Source organism: Citrobacter sp. RHBSTW-00570 (genome assembly GCF_013739755.1).
In the GTDB taxonomy this organism is placed as follows: Bacteria; Pseudomonadota; Gammaproteobacteria; order Enterobacterales; family Enterobacteriaceae; genus Citrobacter; species Citrobacter braakii.
The window spans coordinates 4,360,249-4,384,520 of sequence record NZ_CP056399.1 but is presented as its reverse complement, the minus strand read 5'-3'; the positions used below and the strand labels follow the sequence as shown (position 1 = coordinate 4,384,520).

Here is a 24,272-nt window from a genome sequence, read left to right as displayed (position 1 = left end):
ATCACCAGTCTTCACCAAGTTTATATAACATACATCACACCCGCCACTATTGGCAGGTGTGATTGTATTTACAAAGTATAGCTAGTTTTAAGGATATTTATTATTAATGATTGAACTGAAATCCTCTTTATCGGTTTCAGCATCAATGACTGGTGGAGTGTATGTGTTCAGTTTTTTACTGATGCCGAATATCTTGAGAGTACAGGATAACATCCAGAACCATGGAATAAGAGTAGCTAAGATGACAGTTAGAAAGAAAATAAACTGACTGACATCTTCACGTGAATAGCTTTTAATTATCTCTGAACCCATAAGGGTCAGTATAAAAATAAGCATGAGTGGTAGAGACCACTTCAAATGACTATGGGGGTATATCTTGCCATCGTTGATATCATATAATCCCGGCCACCGTAATACCGCTTTGAGTGATTGAATATGGGTTTGAGAGTGGCTGGAATGAAAAGCCACAAGCCTGTAGGATAAATCTCTGTCCCTATGTAGACCTAAAGATAGAAGGCGGAATTGTTGTTCAGCCACATCTAGTGGGTCTGAAGATGGTGGTTTTGATTGCCTTAACCATTTAACAGCTTCGATCTGCTCTAAAGGAGAACGAGAAAAGAAATCCCGTCGGCTGAAGTGGACATACTTTTTCGCAATTGCGGCGAGAATGGCAAGGGTGACGCTTGTGATAACTGGAATATTGAGCAAATCTTTTACCAATGTGAACATCATCTTTCCCTTCTTAATCTTAAATGAACTGAAGATAACAGATTGATTTGTTTACAGGATTTTTTCCTGAGTGAGGCAAGGAGCATCAGTATTGCTATGTAAGTGCTAGTTGTTAGATCTGTCTAGGAAAGAGAAAAATTCCCAGCCGAAATTATTCAGGATGGTATGATTACTGAGTCATCGTTTAGATGATTCAGGCGTTATGTTACTACGCTGATGTTCGAGGGGAAGCAGTTGAGTATACATGTAAGTATATAACATCAATTATCCAGATGTTAATCACTTAAAATTCAGTCGATTAATGTTGAAATTCGAGTCCGGCCTTCGCACTCATCCCCTAAACACCTCCTTCCTGTGCCACTCTACAAACCCTTCTTTTGGATAATTCTCGCGCATCATCGGCAGCGCTATCGATTTACCGTCGAAATCCCAGAACAGTCTGCCCACCATGCCGCTGCCATTAACTGCGGGTGATACCTGAACCCGCATACTCTCATCCAGCCCAATCGAACCTTTATCAAAGGCTTTATGGTGGATTGCACAGTAAGCGTGCAGTGAGAACCGTATTGACGAAGTGAAGCTGGTCAGGCAGGCAGAGTAACCCGCCACGGGAGCAGAGCACCCACCCGGTTCACAGGCCAGTCGGCGATGACATCAAGTACATAATGCAGATAGCGTTCCGGATCCACGCCGTTTAATTTGCACGTCCCGATAAGACTGTACAGTGACGCACCGCGCTCACCACCATGATCCGAGCCGAAGAACAGCCAGTTTTTTCTCCCCAGACTGACCCGTCGTAGGGCGTTTTCGGCAATGTTATTATCCACCTCCACCCAGCCATCTTCTGCATAGCGGATCAGCGCCGGCCACTGGTTCAGCGCATACCCGAACGCCTTCGCCAGTTCTGAGTGCCTTGAGAGGGTTTTCTGTTTCTCCCGCAGCCACCCCTCCAGTGACGCCAGCAGCGGCAGCACTTTTTGGTGCCGGACTGCCTGCCGTTCCTCTGCTCTTTTACCTCTGATCTCCGACTCGATGGCATACAGCTCGCCGATCCGTTTCAGCGCCTCCTCCGTCAGGACTGACGGGGTACGGACGTGAACATCGTGGATTTTTCGGCGGGCATGGGCCCAGCACGCGGCTTCCTTTATATGGCCGTCGCGGTAGAGCTCGTTGAACCCGGCGTAGGCATCAGCCTGCAGTACGCCACTGAAGCCTGCAAGATGGGTCTGAGGGTGGATACCTTTTCTGTCCGGGCTGTAAGCGAACCACACTGCGGGGGCCAGCGCTGATCCGGCGTTGCGGTCGTCTCGAACGTACGTCCATAAGCGCCCGGTCTTCGTCTTCTTATTGCCCGGCAACAGCACCGGGACAGGCGTATCGTCAGCATGGAGTTTGCCGTCGGTCAGGACATAGTGCTGAAGGGCTTCATCCAGCGGTGCCAGCAGACGACAACACGCATCCACCCAGCCCGACAGTACAGAACGACTCAACACTACACCCTGGCGGGCATAGATCTCCGACTGGCGATACAGCGGTGTGTGCTCTGCATACTTTGAGGTCAGCACTCGGGCCAGCAGCCCCGGTCCGGCGATCCCCCGTTCGATGGGGCGCGAAGGAGCCGGGGCCTGAACGATGCGATCGCACCGACGGCAGGCATGCTTTTCACGGACTGTCCGGATAACCCGGAAGGCGCTGCGCATCAGCTCCAGCTGTTCGGCGGCATCCTCACCCAGGTAACTCAGCGAACCACCGCACTCCGGGCAACACGGCTCAGTCGGCAGCAGCCGCTTCTCATCCCGTGGGAGTGACTCAGGGAACGGTTTGCGGGTGCGGGTCTGACGCAGCGGGCGCTGCACTGCCGGGTCATCCACCCGGCCGGTCAGCGTATCGCTTTCCTGCTGCAGCAGGTTCAGGTCAGCTTCCATTTGCGCGATACGGCGGGATACCTTTTCGGAACGACTGCCGAAGTTCATCCGGCGCAGCTTATCCAGTTGCGCCTGCAGATGGTCTATTTCGCGTTCCCGGTTGCTCAGCTTTTCCTGCAGGGCGTGGATCAACGCTTCCTGTTCGGCCAGGCGCTGTTTCAGCAGAAGGATGTCGTCAGAAGAGGTATCGTTCATAAGCCTGTATTTTACCAGGCTTATTCTGCGACAACCAGGATAAAGAGCGCTACAACATGGTCAGGGATGTCAGTAACCGCTTTGGCTGTCGCCAGTCGATACCTTCCATCAGCATCGCCAGTTGCGCCGGCGTCAGGAACACTTTGCCATCGCGGGCTGAGGGCCAGGCGAAGCGACCACGTTCCAGTCGCTTTGTCAGCAGGCACAGACCATCGCCGGTGGACCAGAGCAGTTTTACCTGACTGCCGCTGCGTCCCCGGAAGATGAAGACGTGGCCGGACATCGGGTCATCTTTCAGCGCGGTCTGCACCTTTGCGGCGAGGCCATTGAAGCCGTTGCGCATATCGGTGATACCGGCAACCAGCCAGATTTTTGTGCCTGCGGGAAGATTTATCATACCGGCCCCCGCATCAGTTCGCGCAGGACAGTGCTCATGAGTTCAGCAGAGGGATGAGTCAGTGTTATTTCTCCTCCCCGACATTTTATGTGGCAGGTAGCGGGAGGAGAGCAGGATGGTAGTTCGAAGGTTGGGAGAGAAGAGCCCGCCTGAAGCTGCACGGGTATCAGGGCAGGAAGCGACGATGAGTTTTTTCGGGGCCGACAGACCCGCCCTTCACGCTGCCAGAGCCTTATCCATTTAAAGAGCAGGTTATCATTGACGTCATGTTTCCGGGCCAGTGCGGCAATACTGCCTTCTTCTTCAAGAGCCAGCCTGACCAGTTCCATTTTGAATTCAGGGGAATAGTGTTTCCGGGGAAGTCTTTCTTTAGCGCGCATGAGGTGTCCACCTGCAAAATAAGTGGGTGCTTAAGTTACAGGATCCTGGATTCGGGACCAGACGGTACTCAGACGACGCTTACATTGCACACAGCGCCAGTCCGTTTGAAATCTCGCACGGGCCGCCATGCTGTTTCCATTTGATATGCGCCGCTTCAAGCGCAACTGAAGTGCTGTCGTGGCGCATATTGAAGCCACAAATGGCGCATTCATAGTTATAAGCACGCAGAACCTGCTGGCGGAACAACGGGTCCCGCTGTTTGCGGATTTGCAGGATATCAAACCCCAGTTCATCCGCGATTTCTTCCTGAATGCTTTCGGTGAAGTGCGCCTCGAGGATTTGCTGTGCCAGGGTGTTGATGAGGTTTTTGCTCTTTCTCAGCAGAGCAAAATGTTGTTCATCAAAGCCTCCGGCAACGTTATGCGTCACCAGTTCTCCGGCAGGGGGCTGTTTACTGCTGCCGGATGTTGAGCACTGCTCGGCGTTTTGTAGCTCCCAGAACCCATCGCCCTGTAAGCGCCAGAAGGGCATATCCGGGCGGTACTGCGCGCGCTGTGGTCCAAATCGTTCCAGCAGGCTATGCAATGGGTCGCGAACTTCCGAACCGTAGTCAAACAGGCGACCGTGACCCTGCTGATAACCCGCCAGCACATGAAGCAGCAGCAAAGGTTTGTGCGGCGCACGCTGCTCGCCTTTACGCCAGATGGTGATGTCGGCAATTGCCTGTTGCAGGGTTTTACTGGAAGTCATTGATTTCATTATCAGGTAAATAATTGCGATGATGCTCGCAAAATATCACCTGATCAAGCAAAGACGGGTTGATGCGCTATCGACGTCACTTATTGGTATCAATTTGATAAAGCACTATGCGTGGCATGTTGTCTGACATCAACGACATCACTTTTATGTTTTCTGAAAAACACATACGCCACGGCAGTTACCGTTCCCCCACCAGGGTACGCAGGAGTACGATAAGTATGCAAATTATTGCATATCGAAGGATCTCTGATGGACACAGTAGAGGAACTCAACGGAACATACTTTTATAAAGGGGTCTGTAACATTTCTGCAGGTGAGCTATTTTTCTGGATTTTTCTCGACAAAATTGATGAACAATTTGGGGGAATTAAAGATGTGGTAACAATGTCATGTATCATTCTTGGGTTACCATTGCTGAAAACACGGGGTAAACCATATGGGGCAACACAAGGCACATCAATTGCCTCCAAATATTCTCGTGAGTTTCTTAACGTAACATTGTCCGTCAGGCTTCCTACCATCACCAATGCCAGTATCAAATATTTAAAACCCATGATGACTAACAATCTGGGGGCATTCGTTGGACGAACAATTCCTGTGATTGGTTGGGCATTACTCGCAAGTGATGTCGCCCAAATTGTCTATAAAACGGTGAATACCTACAACACCATTGCCAGAGAGGAAGATCGCGTATGGTGACGGATAACGAGGTATTAGAATTTTTTCGGGGAGAGTTATCTCTCGCGGTAACGTTTACTTTCAAGCCTATCCCGATTGAACTTGATACGCCGCTGCAAGGTTACGCTGAATGGGATGAATTACCGTATGCCATTGATGATTTTGGAGAGAAATATAACGTTGATGTTTCTGTGATTGATTTCGAGGCCTATTACCCGTGGGAAAGAGAATCGGTCTATCGAAAATGGTTTACCAAAGAACCCATCAAGCAAGTGTCAAAACCGCTTACTGTGCGTATGTTCGCAGAATCAGCCAGAGCAGGCCGCTGGTTATATGATTGATTACAAGGAGTGTTGAAAATGGCTGTACCCGTTCATTTATTTTTAAAAGACGATGGTGGCGCGATGATTCGTGGAGGCTCGGATGTCCAGGGACGTGAAGGCAGTATTGAGTTACGTGGTTTAACACATAACCTTAGCATTCCAACCGATGGTGCCACTGGAAAGCTAACCGGCACACGCCAACATGGCCCATTTCTTTTTGACAAAGAGATCGATTCCTCCAGCCCATACCTTTACAAAGCAGTTGCGACAGGTCAGACACTTCAAAGTGCGGAACTTAAGTTCTATCACATAAACGACGCAGGCCAGGAAGTGGAATACTTTAATACCCTGCTTGAAGGTGTAAAAGTTGTATCAGTGACACCAATCGTGCATGACACACGTACGGTAACGGGAACCGGACATTTGGAAAGCGTACAACTGCGCTATGAAAAAATCACCTGGTGTATTGTAGATGGCAATATTCAATATACCGACGCCTGGAACGAACGCACTACGGCATAAAGCAAAAGTGGCGTAATACCCCAAAAAAGGCGCCCTTCGGCGCCTCAATTACCATCACGCTCTCACCCCTTCGCCGTTTTCCCCGCAATCACCCCGATAAACTCCAGCACCTGCTTTTGCTTACGCGCGGAGAGCTTTTCCACGGCGCGCAGGGATTTCATCAGTTCTGACTCTTCGGGTTCGGGCGCGCGGGCGGTTAACACAATGCAGCCTTGCATGACGCGCACATCGACGCGGGTGCCGGTGTCGAATCCGGCGGCTTTAAGCCACTGGCCCTTCATCACGATGGACGGAAACTGGACATACTTCACCGGCAAACGGCTGTAATCAGGATAACCGCTCGCATAACCCACCTTCAGGCAACGGTTATCTGCGACGTACACTTCTGGATCAAATGAAACTGCAATACAATGCGTATCAGTCATGGTCGCTATTCCTCGATAATAGTTACTGTGATTAGCGATGCGGAGGTGTTGGCGCACCTTCGCATCGCGCTAATAAAACCCCTGTAAATTACCCCAGTAATTGGCGGGAAGTCCAGATGTAAATAACATGAAATAAGCGCGATTAGCACGCTTTCGGAATAAATAGAAATCCTCTCTATCCCAATAAACATAGTATTATTCACCGTATAAATTCATTCCTGTCCCATCCTCCTGATACCTGCCATTTCCAGAAAATAACGCCCATCTGTATCAGGCCAAAAATGCGATCTAACTCACTGAAGCAAATAGAAAACTCTGAAACAACGCCGTTTTGTACACTTTGCTTTACACTTTTAGTGATGTGAATCACAAATATAAACCCGTGAAGTGATCCGACTCTCACAAAATGGGGTGTACTCATTCAGCAATACAGTATGAGCACAGACTGGAAAGTTAAGTTTTCAGTATTTCCCCTCTCCACGGGGGCACCATCGCAAATGGCAAATCAACACGCAAAAAAAAACTTGTTGAATATGAACGGGTAAAAAAACGACGTGTGATTTGCATCACCTACATTTACAGCTTTTTAAATTATTGCCAGTGATTAATGTTGACCTGGCTATTTCCATAATCAATTAAATCTTGCATAGTGCCTCCACATTATTTCTCCCCCTGACTCAGGAGGCGAATAGTTATATTTCATCAGACTTTATTGATGAACCAGGTATGCTTTACTTCACATTAATACGTACATGACCACTGTTACTGGAGAAACAAAATGAATTATCCGGCAGAACCCTTCCGTATTAAAAGCGTTGAAACTGTATCTATGATCCCGCGTGATGAACGCCTTAAGAAAATGCAAGAAGCGGGATACAATACTTTCCTGTTAAATTCGAAAGATATTTATATTGACCTGCTGACAGACAGTGGCACCAACGCAATGAGCGACAAGCAGTGGGCCGGAATGATGATGGGTGATGAAGCCTACGCGGGCAGCGAAAACTTCTATCATCTGGAAAGAACCGTGCAGGAACTGTTTGGCTTTAAACATATTGTTCCTACTCACCAGGGGCGCGGCGCAGAAAACCTGTTATCGCAGTTGGCAATTAAACCGGGGCAATATGTTGCCGGGAATATGTATTTCACTACCACCCGTTATCACCAGGAAAAAAATGGTGCGGTGTTTGTCGATATCGTTCGTGACGAAGCGCACGATGCCGGTCTGAATATTGCTTTTAAAGGTGATATCGATCTTAAAAAATTACAAAAACTGATTGATGAAAAAGGCGCCGAGAATATTGCCTATATTTGCCTGGCAGTCACGGTTAACCTCGCAGGCGGGCAGCCGGTCTCCATGGCTAACATGCGCGCGGTGCGTGAACTGACTGCAGCACACGGCATTAAGGTGTTCTACGACGCTACCCGCTGCGTAGAAAACGCCTACTTTATCAAAGAGCAAGAGCAGGGCTTTGAGAACAAGAGCATCGCAGAGATCGTGCATGAGATGTTCAGCTACGCCGACGGTTGTACCATGAGTGGTAAAAAAGATTGTCTGGTGAATATCGGCGGCTTCCTGTGCATGAACGATGACGAAATGTTCTCTTCTGCCAAAGAGTTAGTCGTTGTTTACGAAGGTATGCCATCCTACGGCGGCCTGGCCGGACGCGACATGGAAGCTATGGCGATTGGTCTGCGCGAAGCCATGCAGTATGAGTACATCGAGCACCGCGTGAAGCAGGTTCGCTATCTGGGCGACAAGCTGAAAGCCGCTGGTGTACCGATTGTTGAACCGGTGGGCGGTCACGCGGTATTCCTTGATGCGCGTCGCTTCTGCGAGCATCTGACGCAGGACGAGTTCCCGGCGCAAAGCCTGGCTGCCAGTATCTATGTGGAAACCGGCGTACGTAGTATGGAGCGCGGAATTATCTCTGCGGGCCGTAATAACGTGACCGGTGAACACCACAGGCCGAAACTGGAAACCGTGCGTCTGACTATTCCACGCCGCGTTTATACTTACGCGCATATGGATGTGGTGGCTGACGGTATTATTAAACTTTACCAGCACAAAGAAGATATTCGCGGGCTGAAGTTTATTTACGAGCCGAAGCAGCTCCGTTTCTTTACTGCACGCTTTGACTATATCTAAATAATAATTATGGCCCCATCTCAGGATGGGGCTTTTTTGTATTTCTTTTCCATGAACAGGAAGCCTTTGCGGTGCCCGTTACCGTGACATAACTACAAAAGTAAACCCTGACTCCGACATTTTTATTATCCGCATGATGTACAAATGACAGCTGTAATTATAACGAATAGTCTACAGGAACATTTATCATGGATATTAATGCCATTGAGCGACAGAGTAGTACCCCCGGACTGATTAGCGGAACCATGTTGGTTATCGCGACCGTAGTGGGTGGAGGGATGTTTTCCCTGCCGATTGCGATGGCTGGCGTATGGTTCCCCGGTGCGTCAGTTATTCTTCTGTTTATCGCCATCATGATGTTATTAACCGGTCTGATGCTGGTCGAAGTTAATCTGCATTATGGCGCCGGTGCCAGTTTTAATACTTTTACTCAGGATTTATTAGGCCGAAAGTGGAATATTGTGGTCGGTATCGCTTTCGGCTTTGTGCTGTATATTCTGACCTATGCCTATATCTCTGGTTCGTCGGCGGTGATGGCGCAAACCGTGTTCAAATACAGCGGCGTGCGCTTTCCGGCGAATATCTCGGTGGTGATCGTCAGTATGCTGGTCGGGGCGATTGCCTGGTACAGCTCCTTGTTGGTTGGACGTATTACTACCGTGTTGATTATCGGTAAGTTTATTGCGTTCTTTGCCACCTTCTCTGGCCTGGTGGGGCATATCGAAGTGGCGAAACTTGTCGACAGCGTGGCGGTGGCGCTGCCTAATTCGCAGTATCTGCCGTATATCCTGATGACGTTGCCGTTCTGCATTATCTCGTTTGGTTTTCACGGTAATGTGCCGAGCCTGGTTAAGCTGTATGGCACGAGCGGGATCTCGAATATTACGCGTTCGATTATCATCGGCACGCTGTTTGCCCTGCTGCTGTATATCTTCTGGCTGGGCGTCACGATGGGCAACATCAGTCGTTCCTCATTCCCACCGATTATCGCCAAAGGCGGCAATATCGACGTGTTTGTCGAGGCTATCAGCGGGCTGTTCACCAGCCGTTATATGGATCTGATCCTGACCTTCTTCGGCAACTTTGCGGTAGCCAGTTCCCTGCTGGCGGCGACGCTTGGCCTGTTCGATTACATCGCCGACCTGTTTCACTTCCCGGATGACGGCATGGGTCGCCTGAAAACCGCGCTGGTGACCTACTTCCCGCCAGCCGCCGTGTGCTTCTTCTTCCCGAACGGGTTTGTGCACGCCATTGGTTACGCCGGTCTGGCCTTTACCATCTGGAGCGTGATCCTGCCGCCGTTCCTGGTGAAAGCGGCGCGGAAACGTTTTCCGACCGCCAGCTATACCGCGCCGTGTAATAACACCGTGCTCAATCTGGTCATTGTCTGTGGGGCGGTTGTCTATCTGACGGTTGTTCTGGACGTATTTGGTCTGCTGCCAACGTTTCGCTAGACGGAGTCAAAATGAAAAACGTGTTGTCTGTTCAGTCGTCAGTCGTTTATGGCTATGCCGGAAATAAAGCCGCCGTGTTGCCGATGCAGCTCTCGGGGATCGATGTCTGGCCGTTTTACACCGTACAGTTTTCCAACCACACCCAGTACGGGATGTGGCAGGGCATGGCAATGCCGCACGGCGAGCTGAGCGCCATCATCAGCGGGCTGGATGACCTGCAAAAACTGGCGCAATGCGATGCCGTGCTGTCCGGGTATCTCGGGGACAAACGCCATTGCGAAGAGGTGAAGCTCGCGGTCACCACCATTCGCCAGCGTAATCCCCAGGCGCTCTATTTTTGCGATCCGGTGATGGGCGACCCGCAAAAAGGCTGCATCGTCGCGCAGGGCGTGGAGTCCTTTTTTGTCGATGACGCCATTCAACTGGCTGATGTGATGGGGCCGAATCTCTATGAGCTGGGCGTGCTGACGGGCAGACAACTACGTAGTTTTGACGAGGTGGTGGAAGCGGCGCAGCAGCTGGTGGCGTGGGGCGTGAAGAAGGTGCTGGTGAAACATCTCGGCGACTGCTCGCGCGACAAACAGGCGTTTGAAATGCTGCTGGTGACGGCGGAACAGACGTTACACATCGCCCGGCCGCTGTATACCTTTGCCAAAATGCCGGTGGGCGTTGGGGATCTGATTTGCAGCGTGATGCTGGCCTCACTGCTCAACGGTTATGAGGACAAGCAGGCGCTGGAGCGGACCACCAGTGTCGTCGACGCGGTGATGCGGCTGACGAAAGAGCACGACTCGTATGAACTGCGGCTGATAGACGCGCGTCACCAGATAATGGAGCCGCAAATTCGCTATCAGGCAACGGTGCTGTAGCGCCGCAAGGAGGCTCTATGTTTCTGACACTGCTACGATTTCAGCATCCGCTGATCTACCGTTTTGCATGGCTTCGTCTGTGGGTCAGGGTGTTAAGAGCGTGCGGGCTGCGTAAGTGAAAGGGGAGAACATTTTTCTCTGCTGCCGGATGCGGCGCTTGCGCCTTATCCGGCCTACAAATGAGCGTGAAACGTAGGCCCGATAAGCGAAGCGCCATCAGGCATTAGCACCAGGCATTACACGCGGAAGTAGCGTGGTGGGATCAACGCGGAAAAGGCGTCGAACTTCTTCACCATCTTTTTCCAGAACAACATAACAACAATCCTCGATTTGAAACATCGGCGCTATTTTAGTCAGCGCCGACAAATCGTAAAGTCAGTCGCTTCGTTTCGATCCTGAAGCGGTGTAAACCTTTTTGGTCACCGCGTCGTCAAATACGGTTGCCGTGAATTTGACGGGGTTGACAATGGATTACGCCATAAACCAGTAATAAAAGAGACCAACTTTCAGGCCGAGGATCACAATGTAGGCGCAGCAGTATTTCATGGTGCCAGACATTATCTGGTTGGCCTGTCCGTCCATTTTGGTGGCTGAAACCGCAATGGCGATACTCTGCGGCGAAATCATTTTCCCCCCCGTTGCGCCAGAAGTATTCGCCGCCGCGAGCCAGTTGGGATCGATATGCAGTTTACTGGCGGCAATGGTTTGCAGTTTGCCGAACAAAATATTCGAGTTGGTATCGCTGCCGGTAACAAACGTGCCCAGCGCGCCAATCACCGGGGCGAGGAAGACGTAGGAACTGCCGGTCAGATCGACAATCGACTGGGCCAGCGTGGAGATAATTCCGCTGAGATCCATCACCGTGGCCAGCGCGACAATCGCCATAATCGCCACAATGGAATTTTTAAGCTGGAAAATGGTTTTGATAAACACTTCCAGCATCCCGCGCGCGGACGCTCCCTGAATAAAACCGCCGATAAGGGTCGCAAAGATGATCAGCATCCCCGGCGTGGTCACCCATTCAACTTTCAGCGCCAGCGTGTTGCCGTCGGCGAGCGTGAAATGCAGCACCGAGGCCAGTTGGGACGCCGCGCCTTTGATCGTCGGGAACAGCGGTGAGCACAGTAGGATAAAAACAAAAATAAACAGATAGATAGAGCCTACGCGGAACAACACTTTTGCCGAGCGCGGCGTGGTTTCGCGGGTATGGCTGACCTCAATGCGCCACTCGGGATCGGTTTTCCCTTTGCGCAGGCGGCTGACCATCGCCACGGCAAACAGGCTGACCAGGCTACCGGCAAAGGCGGGCAATTCCGCGCCAAGATGAATGGCGACAAAATATTGCGGAACCAGCGTGGTGATGCCGCAAATCAGCGTGATCAGAAATACGCCACGAATGGCTTTCAGGCCGCCGCCAATAATGCAGACAATGACAAACGGCAGCAGGATATTAAACAGCGCGAGCTGCAGAATAATGGTTCCGCCTAAGGTATACACCGGCAGATTAACCTGTTCCGCCAGAATAGAAACCGGGATCCCGACCGCGCCGAACGCGGTGGGAACGGTATTCGCCACGAGAGAAGCGATCGCCGCCTTCAGCGGGTTGAATCCCAGCGCAATAAGAATGCCGATCGGAATGGCGACCGCCGTGCCATAACCTGCCGCGGCTTCAAGGAATCCGCCGAAGCACCATGAAATCAGTAGCACCTGAATACGCTTATCTTCGCTAATGCTGGCGAGAATATCGCGCAGAATATCCAGCGCCTTGGTCGCCTGCATGACGTTATAACTGAAGATGGCGCCGAGGATCACAATCACAATCGGCCATAAACCCTTCAGTGCGCCATAGCCTATCGCGGCTTTCAGATTCTGTACGGGCATTTCCCAGAATATGGCCGACAGCGCGGCAGTGAATACCAAAGAGATCAACACGGAATAATGGATGGGCATTTTCAATTTCAATATTAAAAATACCATCAGTAGTAAAGGAGAGAGTGCCAGGGCAAACATAAAATATTCGTTCATTGCTATTCCTGATTGGTTCATTAAACCTGATTTATATTTATGGTGGGGAGGCTACATTGCTGGATTAATAAAGTATGTAAACTGAATCGCTTCAGTGAATAAAGTAATTATGATTTGTAGTTTTGTAACTATTGTAATCTTTTAATTAAAAACCAATGCCAGGTAAATATACTTAAGAGTAAGCTTAATACCTATAAATAGTTATATGATAACCTTTTTAATAATGCTGGCGATGAGAATAGTAAGCACCTGAAACTGTTTTTAAGGTGTTCATAACGCTGTGGTTTTAAATATAAAAATGTGAGCGAGACCGAAAGAAATAAACCTGGTTGTTGCATATGGGGGGTGATTAGGGGATTATTTGGTTTTGTCATACAAATGAAAATACAGACATATGCGACTGTCCTGACTTAAGAAGCGGAGAGTCGGTATCAAAGGAAAACGACCCGAGCATCACCATGAACCCAGGCATTAGTAAAAACAGCAAACAGAAAAACTGGGCGTGAAATACGGCTGAACCTTTGCTTGATATCGCGATATCAAGCGCAATAAACAGAAATGAAGCAATGGAGTAGTTATTGTGAATGTAAATTTCTTTGTTACCTGCATTGGTGACGCACTGAAATCACGGATGGCACGAGACTCCGTATTGCTGCTGGAAAAACTGGGTTGTCGCGTTAATTTCCCCGAGAAGCAAGGGTGTTGCGGTCAGCCAGCCATCAACAGCGGTTACATCAAAGAGGCGATCCCTGGGATGAAAAACCTGATCGCCGCCCTGGAAGATAACGACGATCCGATTATCTCGCCAGCAGGCTCCTGTACCTACGCGGTAAAAAGCTATCCGACGTATCTGGCCGATGAACCGGAATGGGCGCTGCGTGCCGAAAAAGTCGCCGCGCGTATGCAGGATCTCACCTCCTTTATCGTCAACAAGCTGGGCGTGGTGGACGTCGGCGCCAGCCTGCAGGGCCGCGCTGTCTATCATCCCTCTTGTAGCCTGACTCGGAAGCTGGGGGTGAAGGAAGAGCCGCTCACGCTGCTGAAAAACGTGCGCGGGCTGGAGCTGCTGACGTTTGCCGATCAGGATACCTGCTGCGGCTTTGGCGGGACGTTCTCGGTCAAAATGGCCGAGATATCCGGCGAGATGGTGAAAGAGAAAGTCTTACATTTGATGGATGCGCAGCCGGAATATTTGATTGGCGCAGACGTCAGTTGCCTGCTGAACATTGGCGGTCGACTGCAACGGGAAGGCCAGCCGGTCAAAGTGATGCATATTGCTGAAGTGCTGATGAGCCGCTGAGGGGAAAGAGATGTCAATAAAAACCAGCGATGTAGAATTTAAATTGCGCATTCGTCAGCAGATAGAAGATCCGATCATGCGCAAAGCCGTGGCCAATGCGCAGGAGCGTATTGGCGCAAATCGACAAAAAATGGTCGATGAGTTAGGCCACTGGGAAGACTGGCGCGATCGTGCCAGCCAGATCCGCGATCACGTGCTGAGCAACCTCGACGCTTATCTGTATCAACTCTCCGAGAAAGTGTCGCAAAACGGCGGCCACGTCTATTTCGCCAAAACCAAAGAAGAGGCCACCGCTTACATTCTGCAGGTCGCGCGAAGCAAAAACGCGAAGAAGGTGGTGAAGTCCAAGTCGATGGTGACCGAGGAGATCGGCGTCAACCATGTCCTGCAGGATGCGGGAATCCAGGTGATCGAAACCGATCTCGGGGAATACATCCTGCAATTGGATCAGGATCCGCCTTCGCACGTCGTGGTCCCGGCTATTCATAAAGATCGCTATCAGATCCGCCGCGTGCTGAACGAGCGTCTGGGGTATGACGGCCCGGAAACCCCGGAAGCCATGACCTTGTTCATTCGCCAGAAGATCCGCGAGGATTTCCTGAGTGCCGAAATCGGTATTACCGGCTGTAACTTTGCCGTGGCGGAAACCGGTTCAGTATGCCTGGTGACCAACGAAGGCAACGCGCGCATGTGCACCACGCTGCCGAAAACGCACATTGCGGTGATGGGCATGGAGCGTATCGCGCCAACCTTTGCCGATGTGGATGTGCTGATCACCATGCTGGCGCGCAGCGCCGTGGGCGCTCGTCTGACGGGCTATAACACCTGGCTGACCGGCCCGCGTGAGGCGGATAACGTGGACGGACCGGAAGAGTTCCACCTGGTGATTGTCGATAACGGTCGCTCGCAGGTGCTGGGCTCTGAGTTTCGCGATGTGCTGCGCTGCATCCGCTGCGGGGCCTGTATGAACACCTGCCCGGCGTATCGCCACATCGGCGGACACGGCTATGGCTCGATCTATCCCGGCCCTATTGGCGCGGTGATTTCTCCACTGCTCGGCGGCTATAAAGATTTTAAAGACCTGCCGTACGCCTGTTCCTTATGTACGGCCTGCGACAGTGTCTGCCCGGTGCGTATTCCGCTGTCAAAACTGATCCTGCGTCATCGTCGGGTGATGGCCGAGGAGGGCATTACCCCGAAAGCCGAGCGACGGGCGATCAAAATGTTCGCTTATGCCAATAGCCATCCGGGGCTGTGGAAAGTGGGGATGATGGCGGGCGCGCATGCGGCAAGCTGGTTTATCAATGGCGGGAAAACCCCGCTCAAGGTTGGCGCGATTGGTGACTGGATGGAGGCGCGCGATCTGCCTGATGCTGACGGCGAGAGCTTCCGCAGCTGGTTTAAGAAACATCAGGCGCAGGAGAAAAAGAATGGATAACCGTACCGCGTTTTTAAACACCATCGCCCAGGCGCTGGGTCGCCCGCCGCGTTTCGAACCGCAAGCGGATGCCGCGCCGGTTAACAATTATGCCAACGAGCGCCTGACCGAACTTAGCCCGCAGCAGCGCTGCGATGCGTTTATCCAGTTCGCCAGCGAAGTGATGCTGGCCCGCTGTGAACTGACTCGCGAGGACCAGGCCGCAGAAGCAGCGCTACGCCTGTGTGAAGAATTGGGTCAGCCGGTAGTGCTGAGCGGCGACAGCCGGCTGGTGGCGCTGGGCATCACCGAACGTTTGCAGCAGGAATGCAACGCCGTGGTCTGGGATCCGGCGCGAGGCAGCGAAAATATTACCGAGGCCGAGCAGGCGAAAGTCGGCGTAGTGTATGCCGAGTATGGCCTGACCGAGTCCGGCGGCGTGGTGCTGTTTTCCGCGCCGGAGCGCGGGCGTTCTTTGAGCCTGTTGCCGGAGTCCTCGATTTTCGTGCTGCGTAAAAGCACCATCCTGCCGCGCGTGGCGCAACTGGCAGAAAAACTGCATCAGAAAGCGCAGGCCGGTGAGCGTATGCCGTCGTGCATTAACATTATCAGCGGACCCAGCTCGACGGCGGATATTGAGCTTATCAAGGTGGTTGGGGTGCATGGCCCGGTGAAGGCGGTGTATCTGATTATTGAGGATTGTTAAGGCAGGAGAAAGAACCGCTCTGGGCTGTGGGCCAGAGCGGTATCGACGTTATGCAATCATGCTGATGATCAACACGATAATCAGACCAACCACGGAGTTCACCAGCTCCAGCAGACCCCAGGTTTTCAGCGTATCCTTCACCGACAGATCAAAGTAGCCTTTGAACAGCCAGAACGAGGCATCGTTGATATGGGTCAGGGTGTTGGAGCCTGCCGCCGTCGCCAGTACCAGCAACGCCGGATCGACGCCCACCAGTTGACCGGTTGCCGGGTCGAGAATGGCTGCGCTGATAATCCCCGCCGCCGTCATGGCTGAGACCACGCCCTGACCGGTTGCCAGACGAATAAGCACGGTTATCAACCACGCCATGATGTATGGCGAAATATTGCCGTGCGACATCAGCATACCGATGGTATCGCCAATGCCGGTATCAATAATGGTCTGCTTCAGTACGCCGCCCGCGCCGATGATCAGGATCACCATGGCGATGCTTTTCACCGCGTTTTCAAAGGCGTTCATCACCCACTGCATGTCGTGACCACGCGCGGTACCAAACAGCACGAAGGCGACAATCATGGCGATAAACATCGCAATTGGCGAGGAGCCTAAGAAGTTGACCACTTCCCACGCCTGCGTTCCTTTCACCAGCCAGATGTTGGCGATGGTGGTGGAGATCATGATGATCGCCGGGATCAGTGGAACCAGAATAGAGATGCCGAAAGACGGTAGATTGTTCTGGTCAACCGGTACGTCGGCCTTCATGAATGACGGCGTCGGGCGATCGAGGTTGCCGAGGAACTTCGGCAGGATAAGCCCGGCGCAGATCACGCTCGGAATAGTCACCAGAATACCGTAGATGTAGACCATACCCATGTCAGCGCCGTAGGCGTTAACCAGCGCGACCGGACCTGGCTGCGGTGGGAACAGAGAGTGGGCGGTGGTGGCGGCGGCAACGGCAGGAATCGCCAGCTTGAGGAACGGGATCTTCGCTTCTGCGGCAATGACGATCACCAGCGGCGCCAGCATAATAAACGCCACTTCATAGAACATCGCCAGGCCAAAAATCAGACCAATAATGATCACCGACAGCTGTACATAGCGCAGCCCGAGTCGAGCCAGCAGCGTATGAGCAATCTGATGCGCCGCTCCGGAATCGACCATCAGCTTACCGATGACTGCCCCGAATACCACGATAATCGCCAACTCACCCAGCGTGCTGCCAAAGCCGGATTTCATGGTGTGCAGCAGCGCCATTAAGTCCATACCCGCCAGCATGCCGACCGAGAGCGCCGCCAGCAGCAGGGCGACCATCGAGTTTATTTTGAATCTTAGATTGAGCACCAGCATCAGACCGATGCCGAATACGACCCACAGAATATTGAGAACATGCATATAACGTCTACCTTTATTGGTTGAACTATTATGATTTTGGTTGAGATGTTATTTGTATTGGTTAACCATTGATGCGATGAATGTCACATTGCGTTACATATTTACATCTTTACTGCGTTTTATGGCCGTAAAATGGCGATCTAATCAGCAAAAATCGTGATTTGGTTAACCAATTCGTTCCTTCAGGTTGACATGTCATACCAAAAGGAGGAATTTATGTGCCATATCGTCGAGTCCATAACGTAAATGAGGAATAAAAGATGGAACAGACATGGCGCTGGTATGGTCCTAACGATCCGGTCACCTTAGCGGATGTACGTCAGGCGGGTGCCACGGGCGTGGTCACCGCCTTGCACCATATCCCGAACGGGGAAGTGTGGACGGTTGATGAGATCCTAAAACGCAAAGCCATTATTGAGCAGGCGGGCCTGGTCTGGTCGGTCGTCGAAAGCGTACCGATCCACGAAGACATTAAAACCCGTTCTGGTAACTATCAGCAGTGGATCGCCAACTACCAGCAAAGCCTGCGTAACCTGGCCCAGTGCGGCATTCGTACCGTGTGCTACAACTTCATGCCGGTTCTCGACTGGACCCGTACCGACCTGGAATACGTCCTGCCGGACGGCTCCAAAGCGCTGCGTTTTGACCAGATTGAATTCGCCGCCTTTGAGCTGCACATCCTCAAACGCTCGGGCGCGGAAGCGGATTACACCGCCGAAGAGATTGCTCAGGCGAATGAACGCTTTGCCACCATGAGCGATGAAGACAAAGCGCGTCTGACCCGCAATATCATCGCCGGTCTGCCAGGCGCGGAAGAGGGCTATACACTTGACCAGTTCCGCCAGCATCTTGCGCGTTATAAAGATATCGATAAAGCCGCACTGCGTGAGAACTTTGCCGTCTTCCTGAAAGCAATTATTCCTGTGGCGGAAGAAGCAGGCGTGCGGATGGCGGTACACCCGGACGATCCGCCGCGCCCAATCCTCGGCCTGCCGCGCATTGTTTCCACCGTGGAAGATATGCAATGGATGGTCGATACGGTCAACAGCATGGCGAACGGTTTTACCATGTGCACCGGCTCCTACGGCGTCCGGGCGGACAACGATCTGGTCGACATGATCAAACAGTTTGGCCCACGTATTTACTTCACCCACCTGCGCTCCACGCTGCGTGAAGATAACCCGAAAACCTTCCATGAAGCGGCGCATCTTAACGGCGACGTCGATATGTACGAAGTCGTGAAAGCGATCGTTGAGGAAGAGCAGCGCCGTAAAGCCGAGGGTAAAGAGGACCTGATCCCAATGCGTCCGGACCACGGCCATCAGATGCTTGACGATCTGAAAAAGAAAACCAACCCAGGCTACTCCGCGATTGGTCGCCTGAAAGGGCTGGCGGAAGTACGTGGCGTTGAGATGGCTATCCAGCGCGCTTTCTTTAGCCGCTAAAGCGAGTTGCCGGTCACCTGCCTGGCCGGCTTTTTTCTTTTCTCTTCCGTTGGTCATTCAACGGGTTCTGGAGTTCACGATGACAACGACAATTGCCAATAGCAACCTGCCGGTTGCTCGCCCTGCATGGGACAGCTCGCGCCTGCAATCCCGCATTGTTCACCTGGGATGCGGCGCATTTCACCGCGCGCATCAGGCGCTGTACACCCATCATCTGCTGGAAACCACCGACAGCGACTGGGGGATCTGTGAAGTTAACCTGATGCCGGGTAACGATCGCGTGCTGATTGAAAACCTGCGCAAACAGCAACTGCTGTATACCGTGGCGGAAAAAGGCGCGGACAACACCGTGCTGAAAGTGATTGGCTCGATGAAAGAAGCGTTGCACCCGGAGCTTGACGGTTGTGATGGTATTTTACAGGCTATGGCGCGCCCGCAGACGGCAATTGTTTCGCTGACGGTCACGGAAAAAGGCTACTGCACCGATGCTGCCAGCGGACAGTTAGATCTCAATAACCCGCTGATTAAACACGATCTGGCGAATCCAGGCGCGCCGAAATCGGCGATTGGTTACATCGTACAGGCGCTGCATCTGCGTCGTGAGCAAGGGCTTGCGGCCTTTACCGTGATGTCTTGCGATAACGTGCGTGAAAATGGTCATGTGGCGAAAGTCGCGGTGCTGGGTCTGGCGCAGGCGCGCGACCCGCAGCTGGCGCAGTGGATTGAGGCTAACGCCACTTTCCCGTGCACCATGGTAGACCGCATTGTTCCGGCGGCGACGCCAGAAACGTTGCAAGAGATTGCCGACCAGTTGGGCGTGTACGATCCGTGTGCTATCGCCTGTGAGCCATTCCGTCAGTGGGTTATCGAAGATAACTTTGTCAACGGTCGCCCTGACTGGGACAACGTTGGTGCGCAGTTCGTTGCCGATGTGGTGCCGTTTGAAATGATGAAACTGCGTATGCTCAACGGCAGCCACTCTTTCCTCGCGTATTTGGGCTATCTCGGCGGCTATGAAACTATCGCTGATACCATGACAAATCCGGCGTACCGCAAAGCGGCGTTCGCGCTGATGATGCAGGAGCAAGCGCCGACGCTGTCGATGCCGGAAGGCACCGATCTTAACGCCTATGCGACGCTGCTCATCGAGCGTTTCAGCAACCCATCACTGCGTCACCGCACCTGGCAGATTGCGATGGACGGCAGCCAGAAATTGCCGCAGCGCCTGCTGGATCCGGTGCGTCTGCATCTGCAAAACGCCAGCGACTGGCGTCACCTGGCGCTGGGCGTGGCGGGCTGGATGCGCTATACCCGTGGCGTGGATGAACAGGGGCAGGCCATTGATGTTGTCGACCCCTTGCTGGCTGAGTTCCAGCGCATTAACCAACAGTTCCAGGGGGCCGAACGCGTGACGGCGCTGCTGGGGCTGAGCGGCATTTTTGGCCATGATCTGGCGGAAAACGCTGATTTTGTGGGGACAATTATCGCGACGTATCAACAGCTGTGTGAACACGGTGCACGCGAGTGCGTTGCGGCGTTAGGCGCTGACGCATAATCCCCGAAGTATGACGGGTCAATCAAAATGCTGATTTGGTTGACCCGTTTTCTGTTTTTGGCTTCCCGCAAATGCTATAGTTCAGGCGAAAAAACGTTTTTTGTAGGCTTGATAAGATGCGTCAGTGTCGCCATCAGCCAACGGCACAGGTGTCGGATGGCAGCGCATATGCCTTATCCGGCCTACGGATCTGAATTGACGCATCTGACGGACATAACACGATGAAATCGAACACTTCTCAACAAAGACCCTACCAGGAAGTGGGTGCAATGATCCGCGATCTGATTGTCCAGACGCCGTACCAGCCCGGGGAGCGTTTGCCGCCGGAACGTGAAATTGCTGAGATGCTCAACGTCACTCGCACGGTGGTTCGCGAAGCGTTAATTATGCTGGAAATTAAAGGTCTGGTGGACGTGCGTCGCGGCGCCGGGATCTACGTACTCGACAATGCAGATGCGCAGACCATCGACAGTACGGATGTCAATCATTGCAATGACGCTGGCCCGTTTGAGCTGCTGCAGGCGCGACAGCTGCTGGAAAGCAATATCGCCGAATTCGCCGCGCTGCAGGCAACGCGTGAAGATATCGTTAAAATGCGCCAGGCGTTACAGCTGGAAGAGCGGGAGCTGGCCTCCAGCGAAGCGAACGGTTCTGAAAGCGGCGACATGCAGTTCCATCTCGCCATAGCCGAAGCCACGCATAACAGCATGCTGGTGGAGCTGTTTCGCCAGTCATGGCAGTGGCGTGAAAACAACCCGATGTGGATCCAGCTCCATAGCCACCTCGACGATACCCATTACCGTAAAGAGTGGATGGGCGACCACAAACAGATCCTGGCGGCATTAATCAAAAAGGATGCCCGCGCAGCCAAGCTGGCAATGTGGCAGCATCTGGAAAACGTCAAACAGCGCCTGCTGGAGTTTTCAAATGTTGATGATATCGACTTTGATGGTTATCTGTTTGATTCCTGGCCGCTGGATAAAGTTAACGCCTGATTTTCCTTCCTCTCCCATGCGGGCTGTTGCAGCCCGCGCGACACTTTTCAGCACAAAAGCTTATTGCATAACAACGCTTTTTCTCGTCATGAACGTCACGTAAAAAAAGGTTTCCATCACCTCAGATGATGATTTTTCCGCCGTCGTTACGCGGTGAAAATTGATTTATATCAATTAAAAACAACTTATTTTTGCATGCGAAAAAATGCATCGTTTACCTTATTTTTACCTTTCCGTGCTTATTTTTAGACAAAACGGGCCTGTGTTAAGTGAGAATCAAACTGATTTACGCGGTGGTCAGAGCGAGGCAGCCCGGAATAACAGTGCATAAAAACAGGCGCTTCACGGAAATGTAGACATTAATAACGGCACGTAACTTATTGGCTGTAATGATGTTTTGATTTGAGGTCATGTTTATTGTCAATATTTCTGGCTTTTTTAATCAAATGAATAAAAGTGAATATATGTAAAGTTAAAATTACACATTATTCTATAATCAAGTTATCTTTCATTTGAAATGCTGTTCCAGTTTTTTGTCCGTTATTAACAGTTTCATTACTATTGTCACTGTATTTTGCCGTTGACATGTTTTTACACTGACTGCATATTTCATCGCCATAAGCGTGTTTGCGTTCAGGAGATGATAATGCCCTCTCGAGATTACCCCGATATTAGAAAGGCCAGGGGTACCCGTTCAAAAGATATGGTTCTTTTAAGTGCCCGTGTCGATACCTCTCTGTGGGAATATGTTCGTACGCTGGCATTTGAAACCCGTAAAAGTAAACAAGATATTATTGCCGAAGCAATAATGTTATATCGCTCTGTTAATGAGAGCGTAAGCGAAGAATCCAAGTAATTACTCTCTGTTCGGGTTTTATTTAACCCAAAATGATATGTGTCTTGCCACTTTATTATTACCTTCATTGGTGTGTTAGAGGTTTTCCCCTTTTCCATAGGGGGCTTTTTTATGCGGGTATTCTGCCTTCATAACAAAGTTGATAGCAAAATTCACAATTAAAAGTGAGTAATAACATGAAAAAGTCAGCAGTGGCATTAGCTGTAATGGTATTAGGGGTAACCTCCGTTCATGCAGCGGAAATTTATAATAAAGATGGCAACAAACTGGATCTGTACGGCAAAGTAAAAGCGGTCCATTCCTGGACTGGCGGCACCGATGCCGACGGTACATACGCGCGTCTGGGTTTTCGCGGTGAGACACAAATCAACGATCAACTGACCGGTTATGGCCAATTTGAAAGTCAGTTTGATGCCTCTAAAGCAGAAGGTTCTCAGAATGGCGTCAATACACGTCTGGCGTTTGCTGGCCTGGATTATGGCCATGACGTTAGCTTTGACTACGGTCGTAACTACGGTATTGCTTATGACGTGGGAGCTTACACTGACACTCTTTCAGAGTTCGGCGGCGACTCCTTTGAAGATACTGACCGCTTCCTTACTACACGTACTGCTGGCGTTGCAACACTCCGCACCAAAAATCTCTTTGGAGCCGTTGATGGTCTGAACATTGGTGCGCAATACCAGGGTAAAGGTGATGCCAACTCGGAAGACCCGACAAAACCTAATTTGACTAAGCAGCACGGTAACGGCTACGGCTTCTCCCTGGGCTATGACAACATTGCGGATTCCGGCGTGTCTGCTATTGCGACCTACACAAATAGTTCAATCACAGCAGCCCAAAAGAAAGGCAATAAAGACGGTAAATGGGATGGCGAAAACGCAGAGTTCTGGGGCGCGGGTCTGAAATATGATGCTAATGCCATCTACGTCGCGACCATGTATGGCGAGTCCCACAACCTGATTCAGGATGCGGATAAAGCTGAGCACTTTGAAGCAATGGCTGCGTATGTGTTTGATTTTGGTCTGCGTCCGAACGTGGGTTACGTTCACGCGCGTGACAACAACAATAATGACCTGACTGAATACGTAGCGTTGGGCACGGATTACTACTTCAACAAAAACATCGTGGCTGATGTGGGTTACAAAATTAACCTGCTCGATGGCAAAGACGACGACAACCAGGTTGTTGCGGGTCTGACCTATCAGTTCTAATTTGTTGTACTAGCATAAAAGGCGTCTTAGTTAAGACGCCTTTTTTACCTCTGCCGTGTTTAAACCGGCTGCCTCTCTTTGACCTGTCCACCGCTAAACAGCCATTGCCAGATGCCCACCTTTACCCATGCGACCACGCAGAGAATCAGGTAAAAAAGTGGATTATGCGTAATGGTAATGTACATGACCTCCATTAAATCCACATGCAAATTTCCGGCAATTGCCATATTGATAACAAAAATTGAGGCTACCGCGCTGGCCAGTAAAATAAATACGGCCTGAAGCTGGGTTATCTTTGGTAACCTGCCAGAGGCCCATTGCCATAAAAATGTTGTTGTTAACAGGAATATAAGAAACAATCCTAACGCGCCAAACAGGCCAAAGTCTTTATAATCCTTTAGCGTGCCAATTAAACCCACCAAAATAATTAACCCCAGTAGTATTTTTTTAAACCATGACATGTACTTTTCCCGAAGATAGTGTTGATGCTGAGTTAATATGTCCATTTTTACGCATTTTAAATTGAGTTTATAAATGAACAGCCGGGGATTATAAATTGTC

Annotated in this window: 21 protein-coding genes and 2 pseudogenes; 14 read left to right on the top strand and 9 right to left on the bottom strand. The window is 51.3% G+C overall.

What is annotated here, in order from left to right:
* Nucleotides 1-87: 87 nt before the first annotated feature.
* The 5 genes and pseudogenes from HV237_RS20810 to HV237_RS20785 form a co-directional block, all read right to left on the bottom strand.
* A complete protein-coding gene (locus HV237_RS20810) occupies nucleotides 88-732 on the bottom strand; it encodes a hypothetical protein (RefSeq protein ID WP_249415295.1) in 645 nt (214 codons plus the stop codon).
* A gap of 327 nt (nucleotides 733-1,059) precedes the next feature.
* Nucleotides 1,060-1,278 (bottom strand): annotated as a pseudogene (locus tag HV237_RS20805) (restriction endonuclease); the annotation flags it as partial.
* Nucleotides 1,279-1,313: 35 nt separating this feature from the next.
* Nucleotides 1,314-2,849: an IS66 family transposase gene (locus HV237_RS20800; RefSeq protein ID WP_001000409.1), complete on the bottom strand. Its 1,536-nt coding sequence runs from the start codon at nucleotides 2,847-2,849 to the stop codon at nucleotides 1,314-1,316.
* A gap of 49 nt (nucleotides 2,850-2,898) precedes the next feature.
* Complete coding sequence (gene tnpB / locus HV237_RS20795; RefSeq protein ID WP_000609174.1) at nucleotides 2,899-3,246, bottom strand: IS66 family insertion sequence element accessory protein TnpB; 348 nt, start codon at nucleotides 3,244-3,246, stop codon at nucleotides 2,899-2,901.
* A 462-nt stretch (nucleotides 3,247-3,708) separates the two neighbouring features.
* Nucleotides 3,709-4,377: pseudogene (locus tag HV237_RS20785) on the bottom strand (phosphorothioated DNA-binding restriction endonuclease); the annotation flags it as partial.
* Nucleotides 4,378-4,635: 258 nt separating this feature from the next.
* On the opposite strand from HV237_RS20785, the gene HV237_RS20780 reads away from it, so the two are divergent.
* The 3 genes from HV237_RS20780 to tssD are packed head-to-tail and all read left to right on the top strand — an operon-like array spanning nucleotide 4,636 to nucleotide 5,909.
* Nucleotides 4,636-5,085: an STM2901 family protein gene (locus HV237_RS20780; RefSeq protein WP_003830103.1), complete on the top strand. Its 450-nt coding sequence runs from the start codon at nucleotides 4,636-4,638 to the stop codon at nucleotides 5,083-5,085.
* Nucleotides 5,079-5,405 carry a DUF1493 family protein gene (locus HV237_RS20775; RefSeq protein WP_016155588.1) on the top strand — a complete coding sequence of 109 codons (327 nt, stop codon included), beginning with the start codon at nucleotides 5,079-5,081 and terminating at the stop codon, nucleotides 5,403-5,405. The genes HV237_RS20780 and HV237_RS20775 overlap by 7 nt, the downstream gene beginning before the upstream one ends.
* Nucleotides 5,406-5,423: 18 nt before the next feature.
* A complete protein-coding gene (tssD, locus tag HV237_RS20770; RefSeq protein WP_016151545.1) occupies nucleotides 5,424-5,909 on the top strand; it encodes a type VI secretion system tube protein TssD in 486 nt (161 codons plus the stop codon).
* A 62-nt stretch (nucleotides 5,910-5,971) separates the two neighbouring features.
* Here the strand turns inward: tssD and symE are convergent, their stop codons facing one another.
* Complete coding sequence (symE, locus tag HV237_RS20765; protein ID WP_047358401.1) at nucleotides 5,972-6,334, bottom strand: endoribonuclease SymE; 363 nt, start codon at nucleotides 6,332-6,334, stop codon at nucleotides 5,972-5,974.
* 778 nt (nucleotides 6,335-7,112) lie between these two features.
* On the opposite strand from symE, the gene HV237_RS20760 reads away from it, so the two are divergent.
* The 3 genes from HV237_RS20760 to pdxY all read left to right on the top strand — a co-directional run bounded on the left by HV237_RS20760 (nucleotide 7,113) and on the right by pdxY (nucleotide 10,806).
* On the top strand, nucleotides 7,113-8,483 hold the full coding sequence (locus HV237_RS20760; RefSeq protein ID WP_016155590.1) for a tyrosine phenol-lyase: 1,371 nt from the start codon (nucleotides 7,113-7,115) through the stop codon (nucleotides 8,481-8,483).
* Nucleotides 8,484-8,671: 188 nt separating this feature from the next.
* Nucleotides 8,672-9,937 (top strand): aromatic amino acid transporter, encoded by a 1,266-nt coding sequence (locus HV237_RS20755; RefSeq protein ID WP_016151548.1) that lies wholly within the window; start codon nucleotides 8,672-8,674, stop codon nucleotides 9,935-9,937.
* 11 nt (nucleotides 9,938-9,948) lie between these two features.
* Nucleotides 9,949-10,806, top strand: a complete 858-nt coding sequence (gene pdxY / locus HV237_RS20750) for a pyridoxal kinase PdxY (protein ID WP_016151549.1) — start codon at nucleotides 9,949-9,951, stop codon at nucleotides 10,804-10,806.
* 471 nt (nucleotides 10,807-11,277) lie between these two features.
* Here the strand turns inward: pdxY and HV237_RS20745 are convergent, their stop codons facing one another.
* Nucleotides 11,278-12,831 carry an L-lactate permease gene (locus tag HV237_RS20745; protein WP_016151550.1) on the bottom strand — a complete coding sequence of 518 codons (1,554 nt, stop codon included), beginning with the start codon at nucleotides 12,829-12,831 and terminating at the stop codon, nucleotides 11,278-11,280.
* A 580-nt stretch (nucleotides 12,832-13,411) separates the two neighbouring features.
* Here HV237_RS20745 and HV237_RS20740 point away from each other — a divergent pair.
* From HV237_RS20740 to HV237_RS20730, 3 genes are read left to right on the top strand one after another with little or no spacing between them, the layout of a single operon-like run.
* Nucleotides 13,412-14,131 carry a (Fe-S)-binding protein gene (locus HV237_RS20740; protein WP_016155592.1) on the top strand — a complete coding sequence of 240 codons (720 nt, stop codon included), beginning with the start codon at nucleotides 13,412-13,414 and terminating at the stop codon, nucleotides 14,129-14,131.
* 10 nt (nucleotides 14,132-14,141) lie between these two features.
* Nucleotides 14,142-15,569 (top strand): LutB/LldF family L-lactate oxidation iron-sulfur protein, encoded by a 1,428-nt coding sequence (locus tag HV237_RS20735; protein WP_047358400.1) that lies wholly within the window; start codon nucleotides 14,142-14,144, stop codon nucleotides 15,567-15,569.
* On the top strand, nucleotides 15,562-16,254 hold the full coding sequence (locus HV237_RS20730; protein ID WP_016151553.1) for a lactate utilization protein C: 693 nt from the start codon (nucleotides 15,562-15,564) through the stop codon (nucleotides 16,252-16,254). The genes HV237_RS20735 and HV237_RS20730 overlap by 8 nt, the downstream gene beginning before the upstream one ends.
* A gap of 48 nt (nucleotides 16,255-16,302) precedes the next feature.
* On the opposite strand, the gene gntP is transcribed toward HV237_RS20730, so the two are convergent.
* Nucleotides 16,303-17,646: a gluconate permease GntP gene (gene gntP, locus HV237_RS20725; protein WP_019078289.1), complete on the bottom strand. Its 1,344-nt coding sequence runs from the start codon at nucleotides 17,644-17,646 to the stop codon at nucleotides 16,303-16,305.
* A 260-nt stretch (nucleotides 17,647-17,906) separates the two neighbouring features.
* Between gntP and uxuA the strand changes: the two genes are divergently transcribed.
* The 5 genes from uxuA (at nucleotide 17,907) to HV237_RS20700 (ending at nucleotide 23,711) form a co-directional block, all read left to right on the top strand.
* Nucleotides 17,907-19,091 (top strand): mannonate dehydratase, encoded by a 1,185-nt coding sequence (uxuA, locus tag HV237_RS20720; RefSeq protein ID WP_016151555.1) that lies wholly within the window; start codon nucleotides 17,907-17,909, stop codon nucleotides 19,089-19,091.
* A 79-nt stretch (nucleotides 19,092-19,170) separates the two neighbouring features.
* Complete coding sequence (locus HV237_RS20715) at nucleotides 19,171-20,646, top strand: fructuronate reductase (protein ID WP_047358399.1); 1,476 nt, start codon at nucleotides 19,171-19,173, stop codon at nucleotides 20,644-20,646.
* A gap of 221 nt (nucleotides 20,647-20,867) precedes the next feature.
* Nucleotides 20,868-21,641 carry a Uxu operon transcriptional regulator gene (uxuR, locus tag HV237_RS20710; protein WP_029139754.1) on the top strand — a complete coding sequence of 258 codons (774 nt, stop codon included), beginning with the start codon at nucleotides 20,868-20,870 and terminating at the stop codon, nucleotides 21,639-21,641.
* Between the two features lie 646 nt (nucleotides 21,642-22,287).
* Nucleotides 22,288-22,497 carry a hypothetical protein gene (locus tag HV237_RS20705; protein WP_047358398.1) on the top strand — a complete coding sequence of 70 codons (210 nt, stop codon included), beginning with the start codon at nucleotides 22,288-22,290 and terminating at the stop codon, nucleotides 22,495-22,497.
* A gap of 176 nt (nucleotides 22,498-22,673) precedes the next feature.
* Nucleotides 22,674-23,711, top strand: a complete 1,038-nt coding sequence (locus tag HV237_RS20700; protein WP_047358397.1) for a porin — start codon at nucleotides 22,674-22,676, stop codon at nucleotides 23,709-23,711.
* A 59-nt stretch (nucleotides 23,712-23,770) separates the two neighbouring features.
* On the opposite strand, the gene HV237_RS20695 is transcribed toward HV237_RS20700, so the two are convergent.
* Nucleotides 23,771-24,172 carry a hypothetical protein gene (locus HV237_RS20695; protein WP_047358396.1) on the bottom strand — a complete coding sequence of 134 codons (402 nt, stop codon included), beginning with the start codon at nucleotides 24,170-24,172 and terminating at the stop codon, nucleotides 23,771-23,773.
* Between the last annotated feature and the right edge of the window lie 100 nt (nucleotides 24,173-24,272).